The sequence below is a fragment of the Bartonella taylorii genome (assembly GCF_023920105.1).
GTDB classification, from domain to species: domain Bacteria; phylum Pseudomonadota; class Alphaproteobacteria; order Rhizobiales; family Rhizobiaceae; genus Bartonella; species Bartonella taylorii.
Genome location: NZ_CP083693.1, coordinates 646026 through 661902, shown reverse-complemented (window position 1 = coordinate 661902; position 15877 = coordinate 646026). Strand labels below are relative to the sequence as shown.

The window sequence follows — 15877 nt, the reverse complement described above, 5'->3', positions numbered from 1 at the left end:
CGATTAGCATTCTGCGACATTTATGATGCAACCACACGGTAAACAGTTTTGGGAAATCTACTCACCATTTGCATCATCCAATCCTGTTCGCTAAGAGAAATACTACAAATGTAATGGTCTGTTAATTCTGCAAATTGCTCAAATCCATATTTGGGCTCGCTTGCCATTTCTAAAATGATAAAATCATAATCTTTTTTAAATTCTTGTATTAGATTAGAGATATCATTTGAAAAATCTTGTGCACAAACAGCACTCGTTAACCCCTGAGGAAGAATATCAACCCCTGTGTCATAATCACGATAAATCACATCCTGCAACTGGGCATTCCCTGTTAAAATATCGCTCAATCCACGATGTGGACCAATAACTTTTTCTATTTGTTGACCAGAAATATCTACCAATAGAATTGTTTTGCGCTCTTTTACAAGATGGAGAGAAAGCTTTGCTGCCGTCCGTGCAGCCTCTAACCCAATGATTGAAACAACCGTTGAAGTACGATATTTCAAAAAATCGGATAATCCCTCCATTGTAATAAAAGACTCAAGATTTTTTATTCTCTTAGATACTAAAACGCTTTCATCGTTTTTTGAACCATTTTCTTCTAGTTTATCTTTTCCTGTTCCAAAGCATTGATAAAACAACAACACGCCTCCAAAAAGAGTGATTAAGCTTGCAAACACACCGACAATAATGTTTTTTCCGTAAAGAGCCATAAAAGAGATTGGCGCTAATGTTGTTGGCATAACCACATGAATCTTTGTATTTTGCAATAGAGAAGAACCCTTGCTCATCTCTTTGTTTTGGGCATCTACCACGGCTTTTATTTTATTTTCGAGCTCATTAAATAATTGATTCAAAGATAGGGATTGATCTCTTACAAAAAAGCCAATCCTTTTTTTGAGCTGGTTCTCAAATTCCGTTGCAATAACCTCATCTGCATGAACTTGATGAACAATCTGCAATATTTTATTTTCCAATTGAAGAGAAACCGCCTCTAATTCCGCAGTCATTGCCTTAATTTGAGGATGTGTCCAACCTAATTGTGCAACCATATGCGCTCTTTGCGTCTCCAAAAGATCACGTTTAGATTCTAATGCAGAGATCATTGAATTACTTGCAATGAATGATAAAGACAGTAAAGACTGTCCATTTTCACGCATCATGTTGATAGTTGAGTTCAAACTCGTTAAATGAATACGCTTTAAAGTTGCTTGCGTTAATTGCACAGAAAGATCTTTAAGCTCTGTTTGTTTTACATTGCGGTAAATAAAAGAATCAACAGATGAACGAAAGGCCTGCACTATATTTTGTACCGTAGTCTTATCATATTGCTGATCCGCTTGCTGTTCCGTTAACAATAATTTTTGTTTTTGTTTTACAATTGCTTGTGAAAATGCCGAGAACCAAGTCTCCAACCCACGTTGAGCAGCTTCAACAGTTCCAGCTTCAAAAGTAAGATCAATGAAATCACCATTACGAGATAAACCAATATTTTCACGCAAACCTTTCTTCTGATAAACATCTAAAGAAAAATTCTGTAAATTTGAATCATTTAAAAGTATAGACTGTGAAAATAAGAATGCGAGAACATTGTTTTGTTTATCAACTGGCAATGGCTTTCCAACAGAATCAGATAACGAAAATGTCAAGGTTGCTCGATATATCCGTGGTTGAATAAAGTAATACAACCAAATCAAAAATGCACACAGCACCACTAACAGCAAAATGGCCAAAACATTTCGCGGTTTCATGCATACAAACAGTCTTTTATTATTCTTAAGACTCATCTTTATTTAAACCAGTAAAATACTTCATATTTTTTTATTAAGAGAAAGTAGTAACTATCCCCTTAACTTTAAGTCATATTATTCTGCGATAAGAAAAGCTTAAAAATGAAGAAAAAATGTACAGAAATATCTCAAAAAAACTTTAATTCATATTCTGTTTGATATGATCTAGTCGTTTTTTTGCTTCAGAGGTAAGCACTGCTCTAATGGTAACAGAACCATCATCATGTCCTTCCTGCATTATTTCACAAGAGTTTTCATAAAACCAATCAATAAGCGACATTTCATGAGGTCTTAATAGACATTCAACGTTTTGCATTTTTCCAAAAATTTTCTTTTCAATTACTGTTAATAGTTGATCTAGACCATCACTCATAAGCGCTGACACCATTGCTGCAGGATTTAACCGTGTTTTTGCGCTTGTTTGCAAAACATTCAATGCGTGCTCATCCAATAGATCAATCTTATTCCAAACTTCTATGATATGCTCTGTATCATCAACATTGATACCAAGACTTGAAAGCACTTCTAAAACATCTTTGGCATGCGCATAATGATCAACATCTGCCATATCTCTCACGTGAAGAATGAGATCAGCTTCAACTACTTCTTCAAGGGTTGCTCTAAAAGCTGCAATCAAATGCGTTGGTAAGTTAGAGATAAAACCTACCGTATCAAATAAAAGAATAGTTTTTCCATGAGGAAGAATAACTTTGCGCAAAGTTGGATCAAGCGTTGCAAACAACATATCCTTTGCTAAGACATCTGCACCACTTAACTGATTAAAAAGAGTTGATTTTCCCGTATTTGTGTATCCTACTAAAGCTACAACAGGATGGGATGCTTTTTTTCTTTTAGCTCTATGAAGAGCACGTGTTTTAATAACTGTTTCCAATTCACGGCGGATACGAATAATTTTCTCTTGCAAAATACGCCTATCCGCTTCAATCTGAGTTTCACCAGGGCCACCTAAAAAACCACGACCACCACGTTGCCTTTCTAGGTGTGTCCAACTGCGCACAAGCCTGCTTTTTTGATAAGACAAATGCGCTAATTCGACTTGCAAAACCCCTTCTTTTGTTTGCGCACGATCCCCAAAAATTTCAAGAATCAAAGCCGTTCTATCGATAACTTTGCAATTCCATAATTTTTCTAAATTACGCTGTTGCACTGGTGTTAAAAAATAATCTACAACCGCAAGCTCAATATAATATTCACTTATATAATGGGCAAGCGCATCTACTTTCCCCTTTCCCAATAAAGTTGCAGGACGAGGCGCAGCAATATTAACCGCTTCATAATGAACGACTTCCAACCTTATAGCACGCGCCAACCCCAACGCTTCTTTAACCCGAGAAGATACTGAACATCTACTGGAAGCACCTTCACCTTTATTTTCTTGGAAAATCGGTACCACAACAAGTGCGCGCACCTGTTTTGCAACCTGTGAAGAAAATCCCCAAAATCTCTCATTTTCATTTATCACGGCAATCTAAGCACTTTATAAAATGGAGTAAGAAGACTAAAGTAAATTAATTTTCTTATTCAGAATTTTCACTTTCAAACATCTGCACAGGTTGTCCCGGCATAATTGTAGAAATAGCATGCTTATAGACCAATTGTGCATGTCCATCACGACGTAAAAGGACACAAAAATTATCAAACGAGGTTACAATACCCGTCAGTTTAACGCCATTTACAAGAAAAATTGTAAGAGAAATTTTTTGCTTGCGCACCGTATTTAAAAATACATCTTGCAGGTGTTGTGATCGTTCTGCCATTATTCTTACACCTTCATCTCGAATTGCATGAAATATTCGTGCACGCATATCGACTGAAAAATATCCAATTGTCAACGTAGTAGCTTCAAAAATTAGCAAAAGAAAACTTAATATCGAGAAAAAACTACCCTTTTTAAAGCAGTGAGCACCACAACCCTAAAAATCTATCATAAAATATGATTTTCCCTACGTTGATTTTTTATGAATGAAAGTCAATATAACCTTTTATTTTATGTCTCAAAACGTTGCTCATACTATAATTTCACCATGCGCACCTTCAAATGATATAATGGCTGATTTCTCTCATTTAAAATCAATGGAAATGAGGCAATAAATAATAGCATGCTTTATTAATTTACCATCAACACAAGAAAAGATAGACTACTGCACATACACAAACGCATCTGCACACCACAGATTTTTTTACACCGTGCTTAACTGTCAAATTGTTCTCACTCAGATATAAAAGGCGTATAATTTTTAACCTATACGCGAAAGTTGTAAACAGTATTTTTATTTTTATTATGCTCAAGTACTACGTTGTTTTTATTATATTTTATACTATTTTTGAACATGACAAAGGAAACGCGTTAACTTTATCTTGATAAGTTTTCAAAATTTTTCCCTGAACATATTCCTTTCTAAATAATTAACAGCTAGTATATTGGAGTATCTGGAGGAGGACGTATCCCTTTTCCGTCTGTAAGAGTACGAGGCGAGTATGGCACGCAGAACCAAATTACAAACATTTGAAGTTGAAGTTGAAGAAGCTCTCACGAAAGCTATGGACTTTGATTTTGATAATGCTACAATTGAAACGATATCATTCAATAATTCTGAAAATGTCATTAATGTAGATGATTTGATTCAAAAGATTGCAATGGCAGAAGAAGAAATTTTTGCTGAAAATGGTACTTCAACTCTCGTCTCAGATATTCATGACAACGCTGTTATTGATGAATCCGTTGTTGAGCAGCTTTTCGCTCCAAAACCTGCACCTGAACTTTCAGGAGGAACTGTTAATAACACGTTATTGTCGACAAAACTTCTTCCTGCTAACGATGATATAACAACTCCTTTAAATTTTGAATCATTAAAAGAGCGTTCTACCTCCAGAATATATTGGTGTACAACAGCACTCAGTGCTTTATGGGCAACAGGAGGTGCTTTTATAGCTCATAAGTTAGCTCCCACTAGCCTCAATTCCTTATCGAATATCACTACCTTTGTTTCATCTTCAACAGGTCTAGCTGTAGCAGCAGGAACAGCAATCCCTATCCTTATATCTTGGGGATTCGCTCAATTAACAAAACGTTCAAACGAATTGCATAATATAGCTCTTCTTATGACAAATGCTGCACAGCGCCTCAGTGAACCACAACATATATCTGAAAAACAAGCTATCGCTATAGGGCAAACCATTCGTGAAGAAGTAGCAGCAATGAACGAGGGAATTGAACGTACCCTTGGACGTGCTGTTGAACTTGAAGCTATCATACAAGGTGAAGTTCATAATCTGGAACAAGCCTATGCTGAAAATGAATCGCGTATTCATACATTAATCAAAGAATTAAGCAATGAACGTATAGCCATTTTGAATCATGCTGATCGCGTGCAATCAACAATTAAAGGCACACAGGAACAGCTAAGTGATGAATTTGGTTTAGTTACCTCCAAAATTGTAACCAATGTTGAAAAACTGGTGCAGACTCTTTCCCAGACTTTACAAAAACAGGGAGAAGATCTTGTTGCAAAACTGTCCTATGCCGGTGATGGCGTAACAAATCAGCTCGTTAAAAAATTTAATGAAACCACAACACAAATTCAGCAAAAAAACACAGAGTTTTTCCATGAATTAGGAAAAAACTTTGATGGTTTCTCAGAACGTTTTGATAATAATGAAAAACAAATAGAAAAAACCTTTAATGAAACAGCTGCTAAAGCTGAAATGCACATCGCTAAAATTGCGACACATATACAAACAGCAACAGAGCAGACCCTCCATAATGTTGACGAAAAATTTAAAGCACTAGATGAATCCATTATTGATCGCAATAATCAATTTCTGCAGGGTTTTGATGAAAAAATCATACAACTCGATGAAAAAGCATACAAACTCTCTTCTAAATTTGACAATGTCACTTCTGAAGCAATTGGAGCCTTTGAAAACCGTTTAGCAACTGTTGATCTCTCTCTTAAAGAGCACAGCGATTCTATAATCGAATCCTTCATAGCTCGCAGCAAAACTCTAGAAGACAATGCTGAAAAACTTAGTAATTTCTTGGAAGATCATATCTTGCAAATTAATACAAATCTCCAAGAAAGAACGGCTGATATTACCGAAGCGTTTACAAATGGACATGAAACTATTCTTTCCACAATCGACAAAAGCAAAGAAATACTAAGAGAGGAAGTTCGACATGTCGATAATGCGATTGTTGATATCATACAAGAGCGTTCGCAAGACTTTAAATTACAACTTTCTGATCAAAGAGCTCTAATAGCAGACATGCTCGATAACGAAAAGAATAAAATCGCTGATACATTAAAAAATCAGATTGATATTTTAGCTCAAAACACTTCAAGTCTTGAAAAAGTTTTGATTGATAATGTTCAAATCGTTGATCAGCACGCTGAAAATCATCTCGCAAATATAGTTCAATGTACAGATAAACTACAAGAAGTCATTGTACAAAGCTGCAATACAACAAAAGATGCTTTAGAAGCACAAGCTAGAAATATTGATATACGTGCCGACGCTCTGCGTGATTCGTTAGCGATTAATAGTTTTTCTCTTAATGAAGTTCTTGCAGATCAAGCACGCACACTCGAGCAACGGATGGAAACGATCCATAATCTCATCACCAAAAGTGATATACATGTTGATACCGCATTAAAACAGCAAATAGACTTAGTTGAAAGTGCAATTATTGCCAACAATAAGAATATTACTGAGACTGTACAAGGTCATATCAAAGACCTCGAAAACCAAGCTGAAATTCTAAAGAATACTCTCTCTCAATCTAGTGGTACATTCTTTGAAACCCTTGAAACACGCATAGAATCTTTTGACGCAAATTTAGAAAATCGTGCACACAAAATTTTTGAACGTGCAAGCACACTAGAAGAAACATTGTCAGAAAAACTTGGACAAGTATGTGAAACCATAGAGATGCAAACATCTGCTTTTGACGAGCGCTCTGACACATTAAAAACATCTATCATGCTTAGTAATGAACAAAGCCAGATAATGCAACAAACACTTGAAACAAGCGTTGATAATATACGAATCACATTAGAAGATTCGGTTAACACTGTTACAGGCAGCTTACGTGATAAAGTTTTAGAAGCCTCTGATATTCTTTCGTCTACAGGTGAACAAATTCTTTCATCTGTAGCTGATGTTGCTATGAAAGCGGAAAATGTTCTCTCAGCATCTGGTAATCGCATTGTATCAAACGTTAAACAAACAGTTTACGATACCAGTGAAAAAGTTCTGTCTGTGTTATCTGAACAAACGGCTCATACTGTCGAAGCCTTCACCACGGCCAGTCATAATGCGCAAGCATTGTTAAATGAGACAATTCACACTTCAACAACAGCAATTGAACAAGTCCTTAGCGAACGTTGCAATGTTCTGCATCACTCCATGCAGAATCTTAAAAATAATTTAGGATATCAGCTTTCTGATGTGAGTAGCCGTTTGGAAGAAGCAAACAATCAAACAGCCACTCAAATTTCAGAACATGTTGGAAAGATCACAGAACTGACAAACCACTTAAATCAAGCTGCGCAAAGTACAACAGAGTCAATTGGTTATTTAACACAGCATATCGGTGAACAACTCTCCCTTTCAACACAAGATGCTGAACAGAGGATTTATGCCCATAATGAATCTTTAGTAAATAGCTTGGCACAAACCAACTCTGAAACACTTCAAACAGTAAATGCTATGAAGGAAGATCTCGTCAATAATGTCTCATCCATCGTTGCGCAATTAAACCAATCAATTTACAGATTCCATGAAAATAGTGATGTTTTATTATCAGCAGTTCAAAATATTGATGGTAAATTTAGTGAAACAGCGAGTAATTTTTTCCGCAGCACTAACCAAGTAGCAGAGAATTTATCAGCCTCAAATCAAGCGCTCAATAATAACGTTGAAGTTCTGCAAGGAATATCACAAAATACATTTGAGCAAATTAGCCATATAACAAGCAGTTTTGGTGAGCATGCTAAAACACTTTCTGAAACTATTCGCGTTCTCGAGCAATCTGAAAACTCACTCAGTATAACACTTGAAGAAAAACACAACACACTTTCTGCATTAAGCAATGCTCTTATTTCAAAATCTAATCAAATCAATCAACTGATTGAGCATTATGAAAATATTCTCAACTCAGCACTTGAACGCACTGACGAAAATGCGCGTAAATCCACATATTCACTCCAACAATCACTTAATCAGCTTATTAATGAAGCCTCAACGCGTTTTTCAGGAGCAGCAGAAGATATACGTCGTTCAGCTGATGAAGTTCGTTTAGAACTTTCAAAAATTAATAAAGATATTAATGAGAATGTTCAAAAGCTGCCTGCAAAGACGAAAGAAACAACACAAACAATTCGCACTGCTCTAAATGAACAAATTACAGCATTAAAGGACTTGGTAAGCGTTATACAAAAAAACAATAAACAGAATGCGAATGAGCCAATAATATCGATAATTCCTACATCATCAACGCCCAAAAGGAGCGATAGTATTTCCCCTGAAGTCATTAAGAAGATAGTGCCGCCTAAACCTATTTTGCAGCAAAATCAAAGCAAAAAAAGGCAAAATAAATGGGTATCGAACCTCCTAGAAAGAGCTTCACGTGAAGAATCATGGTATGATGAAATGCCTAGTAATGCTGTTTTTACACCAATACAAACAAAACCGCGTCCTGCAAGTGAATCTCTTAATGCATTAGCAGCAGGTATAGTACGAGCTATTAACCATAATGCTGTCGTTGAACTATGGGATCATTATCAGCGTGGACAAAAAAATATTGTAACAGAACGCCTTTATACTTTGAATGGGAAAACAATATTTGAGATGATTAAGAAAAAATATATGAGCGATATTGATTTTAAACGCTCGGTTAATCAGTATATTGTAGATTTTGAAAAATTATTACGTGATGTATCTGGCAGTTCTAGTTCTTCTAACTCAGTTCGAAAATATTTGACATCTGATACTGGAAAAGTCTACACTATGCTTGCTCATGCAAGTGGTCGCATTCAATAGATACAAATAGAAGGGGAAAAATATTTTTTCCCCTTTTTCCTTTTTGAGTTTAGTTATCCCTCATCATCATGTAATGTACTGAGTGCAAATGTAGTGTTATGTATAAAAGTGATGATTGGCATGAAATTTTTTGTGATATTTTAAGCAATACCTCTATTTTTTAAATACGCATGATCAATTAGCAGACAGCATATAAATAGAATAAGCATAGCTCCCTCTACTTCCCCCCCCTAGCCCCTTCACTTCTCTTATAAAAACAAATATGGTATACGAGTTCTATACTCACTTATAGAAATGTAAAGAAAGCATATGTTGATGAAAATCAGGCTCAATGAATAAACAGCCCCCTTCTTTCCTTTCTCACCAGCATTGCAAAAAAAATAACTGCTTGGTAATGTAACCGCTAGTAATATTTTACTTGTTTTTTAAAATGACGAGCTTCTGCGAATTTTGTTAAGGAGAGAAGATTAATTGCGCTAATACCGATGAAGTTTTTTAATAAGCGCAAACACAAAGGAACATCGAACTGATTAAAGATCCAGGAAGATTTTCTTATGCTCACGTATTTTTATATTCAGAGAAATGAGGATCTATCAGTGAAAACAATCTTATAGTAGATGGAACATCTCACATAAACATACACAAACCTGGATATCATAAAAATGTCTACAGAACAAAATAGTGATTTCAGTTTACAAAAAGCTGAACTTGATAGTGCCGCACTTTTTTATCACCAGCATCCAAAACCTGGAAAGTTGGAAATACAAGCGACAACACCTCTTGATAATCAACGTGATCTAGCTCTCGCTTATTCTCCGGGTGTCGCTGCACCGTGTCTTGCAATTCATAGAGATCCAAATCTTGCTGCTCAATATACTTCCCGTTCTAATTTAGTTGCCGTCATATCGAATGGAACTGCTGTTCTTGGATTAGGAAACATTGGTCCCCTCGCCTCAAAACCGGTTATGGAAGGAAAAGCTGTTTTATTTAAAAAATTTGCGAATATTGATGTTTTTGATATTGAAATTGATGCACCCAATATTGAACAAATGGTACAAACGGTATCTGCCTTAGAACCCACATTTGGTGGTATTAATCTTGAAGATATAAAAGCTCCTGAATGTTTTGAAATCGAAGAAAAACTCCGTGCTAAAATGAATATTCCAGTTTTCCATGATGACCAACATGGAACTGCCATTATTGTTTCTGCAGCCGTATTAAATGCGTTAAATCTTTCAGGAAAAAAAATTGAAAATGCAAAAATAGTTGCTTCGGGCGCAGGTGCAGCAGCTCTAGCTTGTATTAACCTTTTAGTCCGCCTTGGAGCAAAAGTTAAAAATATTTGGATTAGTGATTTAGAGGGGGTTGTTTATGAAGGTCGCAAAACACTTATGGATCGCTGGAAAATCAATTATGCACAAAAAACTGATGCGCGAACTTTATCCGAAATTATTGATAATGCGGATATTTTTCTAGGCGTTTCAGCAGGAGGTGTTTTGAAATCTGAATATCTAAAAAAAATGGCTCCAAATCCATTAATTTTAGCACTCGCTAATCCAATACCAGAAATTATGCCAGAAGAAGCGCGTTCTGTGCGACCTGATGCAATGATCTGTACAGGGCGTTCTGATTATCCCAATCAAGTCAATAATGTTCTTTGTTTTCCCTATATCTTCCGCGGTGCATTAGATGTCGGTGCTACAGCAATCAATGAAGAAATGAAAATGGCTGCAGTTCATGCAATTGCTGCTCTCGCTCGTGAAGAAACTTCAGATGTTGCAGCACGTGCATATTCAAAAAAACCACCCAGTTTTGGTCCAGACTATCTCATTCCCTCTCCCTTCGATCCGCGCTTAATACTACGCATTGCTCCTGCCGTTGCTAAAGCAGCAATGAAAACGGGGGTCGCGATTCGACCAATTGAAAGCATGGAAGCTTATTATGATACCCTTAATCGATTTGTATTTCGTTCTGGACTAACAATGAAGCCTGTTTTTGCTGCCGCAAAAACAGCAAAACGTAAACGCATCATTTATGCCAATGGTGAAGATGAACGCGTGCTTCGAGCTGCACAAATTGTGCTTGAAGAACAAACTGCGATTCCTCTCCTCATTGGTCGTCCACATGTTATAGAAGCGAGATTAAAACGTTTTGGTCTAAGAATTCGCCCCGGCATAGATTTTGAACTTACAAATCCAGAAAATGACCCACGTTTTCGTGATTATGTTAATTTATTTCTTCATTACACAGGAAGACGTGGTGTTTCACCCGAAGTTGCAAAAACAATCGTCAGAACATCAACAACAGCGATTGCAGCTCTCGCTGTAATGCGTGAAGAAGCTGATGCAATGATTTGTGGCTTAGAAGGGCGTTTTGAACGCCATCTTGAATTGATTGAACAAGTTATAGGACTTGATTCAAATGTTCGTCATTTTTCTGCTGTGAGTTTGCTTATTTCTCCACGTCGTACTCTTTTTCTAACAGATACTTACGTCAATGAAGATCCTTCTGCAGAAGAATTGGCAGAAATGACAGTACTGGCAGCACAAGAAATTGAAGCATTTGGTATAACACCAAAAGCAGCATTATTATCACACTCAAACTTCGGCTCAAAAAATACAGAAAGTGCGCGTAAAATGCGCCGCGCAACTGAAATTCTTGCTGAATTATATCCAAATTTAGAAGCCGATGGAGAAATGCACGGTGATGCTGCACTTTCTAAAGTTTTTCGTGATCGCGTTTTTCCTGATTCACGTCTCAAAGGCGAAGCTAATTTACTTGTCTTTCCAACACTTGATGCAGCTAATATAACACTCAATCTCGTAAAAAATCTAACCAACGCCCTCCATGTAGGACCGATTTTGATCGGAGCTTCACGTCCAGTCCATATCCTTACACCTTCAGTAACTTCAAGAGGAGTTGTTAATATGACAGCTCTTGCAGTCCTCGCCGCAAATAGAAAAAACTCCAAAACGAAGTAAATGAAAATAAGCAAACTCACAATAAAATTTCAAAGTTTTGAAATGTAGCATTTCATGCACTGCAAATGCGTTTGCCTATAGAAAAGATAGCTATATTCTTGATTAAGTCTTTTTTTTGAAGAGAAAAAAGGCTAGAAGAAAGGTATGTGTATTTTGAATTTATCAACTCTATAATAAGGAACCGGACATTGCCCTCTACGTTTGATAAAGTCGCTGATATTATAGCAGAAATCAGTGAAATTGATCGCAGCACAATTGCACCTGAAAGCCATACAATTGACGATTTGGGAATCGATAGCCTTGATTTTCTTGATATTGTTTTCGCTATTGATAAAGCTTTCGGAATTAAAATTCCACTAGAACAATGGACGCAAGAAGTCAACGAAGGTGCAGCTGCAACGGAAGAATATTTTGTTCTGAAAAATCTTTGTGCAAAAATTGATGAACTCGTTGCCTTAAAACAGGCGGAGTAATTTTTTTTACCATGCATGATCAAGCTGTACTCATTACTGGGATAGGAATCATAAGCTCTCTGGGTGAAGGGATTGATAATCATTGGGATCTCTTGAACAATTCCCCAGTTACACCAAACCTTGATTGTACAACTTTTCCACCTTACACTGTCCATCAATTGCCCGAAGTTGATTGGAGTTTACAAATTCCCAAAAAAAGTGATCAACGGCAAATGGGTACATGGCAACGCCTTGGTACCTATGCAGCTGGTCTTGCTCTTGATGATGCAGGAATGAAAAATAATGAGCAATTAACATCAACAATGGATATGATCGTTGCAGCAAGTGGAGGAGAACGTGATATTGTTGTTGATACACAAATTCTCTCACAAGCACGTAAAGTACCTGATCATGCATTCATGTTAAATTCGGTTCTTTCGACTGAACTTCGTCCAACTTTGTTTTTGGCACAACTCTCAAATCTTTTAGCTGGAAATATTTCAATTGTTCACAAAGTAACAGGATCTTCTCGTACGTTTATGGGAGAAGAAGGCAGCGGACTTTCTGCACTTCAAATTGCTGTAGCTCGTATTCGCTCAGGCCAGAGTACACATGCACTGGTGGGAAGCTCTTATAACGCACAAAGCTATGATATGTTGTTGTCCCATGAACTTGGAGGACTCTTAACACGCAGTGGATGGGCACCAGTATGGGAACGTCAAAATTATCCTGGCGGTGGTGTTATAACTGGTTCTGGTGGTGTCTTTCTAGTCCTTGAAAGTAGAAAACACGCAAGAAAACGTAATGCACATGCTTATGCTGAAATTAGCCAGATCATCACGGATCAAACAGACAGAAAAAAAATCCCGCTTGAAAAATCAATTGTATCAATGTTGAAAACAATAGAGGCTAAATCTGCTTTAACCATTTCAGCTGCTTCAGGATTTCACGAAGCAACAGAAGCAGAAAAAAGTGCTCTTGAGGCTGCTGATATATCTTACCGCGGAGTTACAACATTATTTGGTTATATGCGGGAAGCGCAATTTCCTTTAGCCGTTGCGCTTGCCGCACTTGCTGTCAAAAAAAAACACAGTTTTCCAGCGTTAAGTGCTCATGAAAAGCCTTTTTCTAAAGAAGTACGTCAAGCGTTTGTGACAACTATTGGTATAAAAAGAGCTGAAGGTATAGCCCACCTAACTGCTGTTTGAAGGAGATTTCTATTAGTGGCATATAATGATCATTCTGGACGTCCACTTGTCGCAATAACTGGAGCAGGAGTTGTAACATCACTAGGACAAGGAAAACACGAAAATTGGCAAAAATTAACAAGTGGTATAAGTGGTATTCATAAAATAACACGTTTTCCCGTCGAAGGATTAAATACATGTATCGCTGGAACAGTTGATTTCCTTGAAGAAAGCACACTTGGTGCTGCAGCTCTTTCTGAAAAACTTGCGAATCTTGCAGCAGAAGAAGCTATAGAGCAAGCAGCTCTTGATAAGAAAATTTTTGATGGACCACTTTTTTTAGCTGCTCCTCCTGTTGAGCTTGAGTGGAAAGCGCGTTTTACTCTTGATCAAAAGGGGTCTAATAATGAACCTTCCTATACAAATCTTCTTGAAGTCTGCCGCCATAAGCTCCATGAAGCACTCTTTGAAACCACACAATTTGGGGCAATTGCAGAAAAACTTCAGAAAAAATTTGGGACAAAAGGACTTCCTGTTACACTTTCAACCGCTTGCGCATCCGGTGCAACAGCGATTCAATTAGGTGTCGAAGCTATTCGACGGGAAGAGACGAATCGTGCACTCACGATTGCTACAGATGGTTCAGTTTCAGCAGAATCTCTTGTCCGTTTTTCATTATTGTCTGCTCTTTCCACCCATAATGATCCTGCAGAAAAAGCTGCAAAACCCTTTAGCCGTGATCGAGATGGTTTTGTTATGGCAGAAGGATCAGGCGCTCTTGTTCTCGAATCTCTCAAAAGCGCATTAGAGCGTAATGCGACAATTTTAGGAATTTTAGCTGGCTGTGGAGAAACAGCAGATGATTTTCACCGTACACGTTCAAAACCTGATGCATCCCCAGCAATTGAATCAGTTCGCAAAGCCTTAGATGATGCAAAAATAACCATCAATGAAATTGACTATATTAATGCACACGGAACCTCAACACCCGAAAATGAAAAGATGGAGTATCTCGCATTATCAACAGTCTTCGGTGATATTTTAGAAAATATTCCTGTCTCTTCTAATAAATCAATGATTGGCCACACATTAACTGCTGCCGGTGCTATAGAAGCTGTTTTCTCGCTTTTAACTATTCAATCTGGGATACTTCCCCCTACAATCAATTATGATGATCCTGATCCTACTATCCCTTTAGATGTTGTTCCTAACCATAGCCGTAAAGCCTGTGTCAATGCGGTTTTGTCAAACTCATTCGGATTTGGAGGTCAAAATACAAGTCTTGTTATCACTGCATATAAAAAATAATCCTTTTAATATTGATTAAATTTTGTAACACTTAACTTAACAGCCATATATATTAAAGGGGGATGATAATGCGTGCACTGCAACTATTGAATGAACGCCGACTTGAAATCACCGATATCGCCACACCACCACCACCTACCCCCGATGAAGTAACAGTGCATATAAAAGCTGTTGCTCTTAATCATATTGATGTATGGGGCTGGCGTGGTATGGCCTTTGCAAAAAGAAAAATGCCACTCGTAATTGGTGCAGAAGCTTCCGGCGTAGTTACCAAACTAGGGAGTAATGTTAAAAATTTACAACTTGGACAGATAGTCTCAATTTATGGTGCACAAACTTGTGGAATATGCCAAGCTTGCCGTGAAGGACGTGATAATCTTTGCAATCATGTAAAGGGCGTCTACGGTTTTCATCTTGATGGATTTGCCCGTGAATTTGTTAATTTGCCGGCACGTCTATTGGTCCCAGCCCCTTCAGAATGTGACGAACTTCAAGCAGCTGTCGCTCCAATTACTTTTGGCACTGTAGAACATATGCTTTTCGATAATGCAAAACTACAAGCAGGAGAAACAGTTCTGATACAAGCAGGCGGTTCTGGTATAGGCTCTGCAGCTATTCAACTCGCAAAACATATGGAATGTACAGTTATTACAACTGTAGGTTCAGATGAAAAAATAGCAAAAGCGCAATCTCTTGGAGCAGATCATGTTATTAATTACCGTAAAGATCGTTTTGAAGGCGTTGTCCGAAAATTAACTCAAAAAAAAGGTGTTGATGTTGTTTTTGAGCATGTAGGAGCCGATACATGGAGCGGTTCTTTGTTGTGTATGAAACGAGGAGCACGCTTAGTAACTTGTGGTTCTACTTCTGGAGTTACAGCTCCACTAAATCTCATGCAGTTATTTCAGCAACAACTTAAAATATTCGGTTCATTTGGCTGTCGTATAGAAAATATGCAAAACGCCATGCAGAAAATGGCACAAGGGGTTGTACACCCTATCATTGATACAATTGTTGGATTTGATGAAATTGACACGGCTTTAAAACGAATGGAAAGTCGAGATGTTTTTGGTAAAATTATTCTTAAAATTGATTGA

Annotated in this window: 9 protein-coding genes; 6 read left to right on the top strand and 3 right to left on the bottom strand. The window is 37.3% G+C overall.

The genetic code is table 11. From position 1 onward, the window contains the following. Positions 1 to 20: 20 nt before the first annotated feature. The 3 genes from LBE40_RS02765 to hfq all read right to left on the bottom strand — a co-directional run bounded on the left by LBE40_RS02765 (position 21) and on the right by hfq (position 3568). Positions 21 to 1787: a membrane protein gene (locus LBE40_RS02765; protein ID WP_040296897.1), complete on the bottom strand. Its 1767-nt coding sequence runs from the start codon at positions 1785 to 1787 to the stop codon at positions 21 to 23. Between the two features lie 142 nt (positions 1788 to 1929). Next, a complete protein-coding gene (hflX, locus tag LBE40_RS02760; protein ID WP_004858903.1) occupies positions 1930 to 3273 on the bottom strand; it encodes a GTPase HflX in 1344 nt (447 codons plus the stop codon). Between the two features lie 55 nt (positions 3274 to 3328). Then, entirely contained in the window at positions 3329 to 3568 is a 240-nt protein-coding gene (gene hfq, locus LBE40_RS02755) for an RNA chaperone Hfq (protein WP_040296949.1), read from the bottom strand. 721 nt (positions 3569 to 4289) lie between these two features. Between hfq and LBE40_RS02750 the strand changes: the two genes are divergently transcribed. From LBE40_RS02750 to LBE40_RS02725, 6 genes are all read left to right on the top strand, one after another. Beyond that, complete coding sequence (locus tag LBE40_RS02750) at positions 4290 to 8852, top strand: apolipoprotein A-IV repeat region-like domain-containing protein (protein ID WP_004858908.1); 4563 nt, start codon at positions 4290 to 4292, stop codon at positions 8850 to 8852. Positions 8853 to 9514: 662 nt separating this feature from the next. Then, the gene (locus LBE40_RS02745) at positions 9515 to 11833 is read left to right on the top strand and encodes an NADP-dependent malic enzyme (RefSeq protein WP_004858911.1); all 2319 of its coding nucleotides are present in this window, start codon (positions 9515 to 9517) and stop codon (positions 11831 to 11833) included. Positions 11834 to 12021: 188 nt separating this feature from the next. Next, positions 12022 to 12306: an acyl carrier protein gene (locus LBE40_RS02740; RefSeq protein ID WP_004858914.1), complete on the top strand. Its 285-nt coding sequence runs from the start codon at positions 12022 to 12024 to the stop codon at positions 12304 to 12306. Positions 12307 to 12317: 11 nt separating this feature from the next. Then, a complete protein-coding gene (locus LBE40_RS02735) occupies positions 12318 to 13493 on the top strand; it encodes a beta-ketoacyl-ACP synthase (RefSeq protein WP_004858919.1) in 1176 nt (391 codons plus the stop codon). A 15-nt stretch (positions 13494 to 13508) separates the two neighbouring features. Then, positions 13509 to 14780, top strand: a complete 1272-nt coding sequence (locus tag LBE40_RS02730) for a beta-ketoacyl-ACP synthase (RefSeq protein WP_004858922.1) — start codon at positions 13509 to 13511, stop codon at positions 14778 to 14780. Between the two features lie 68 nt (positions 14781 to 14848). Further along, positions 14849 to 15877: a zinc-binding dehydrogenase gene (locus LBE40_RS02725; RefSeq protein ID WP_004858926.1), complete on the top strand. Its 1029-nt coding sequence runs from the start codon at positions 14849 to 14851 to the stop codon at positions 15875 to 15877.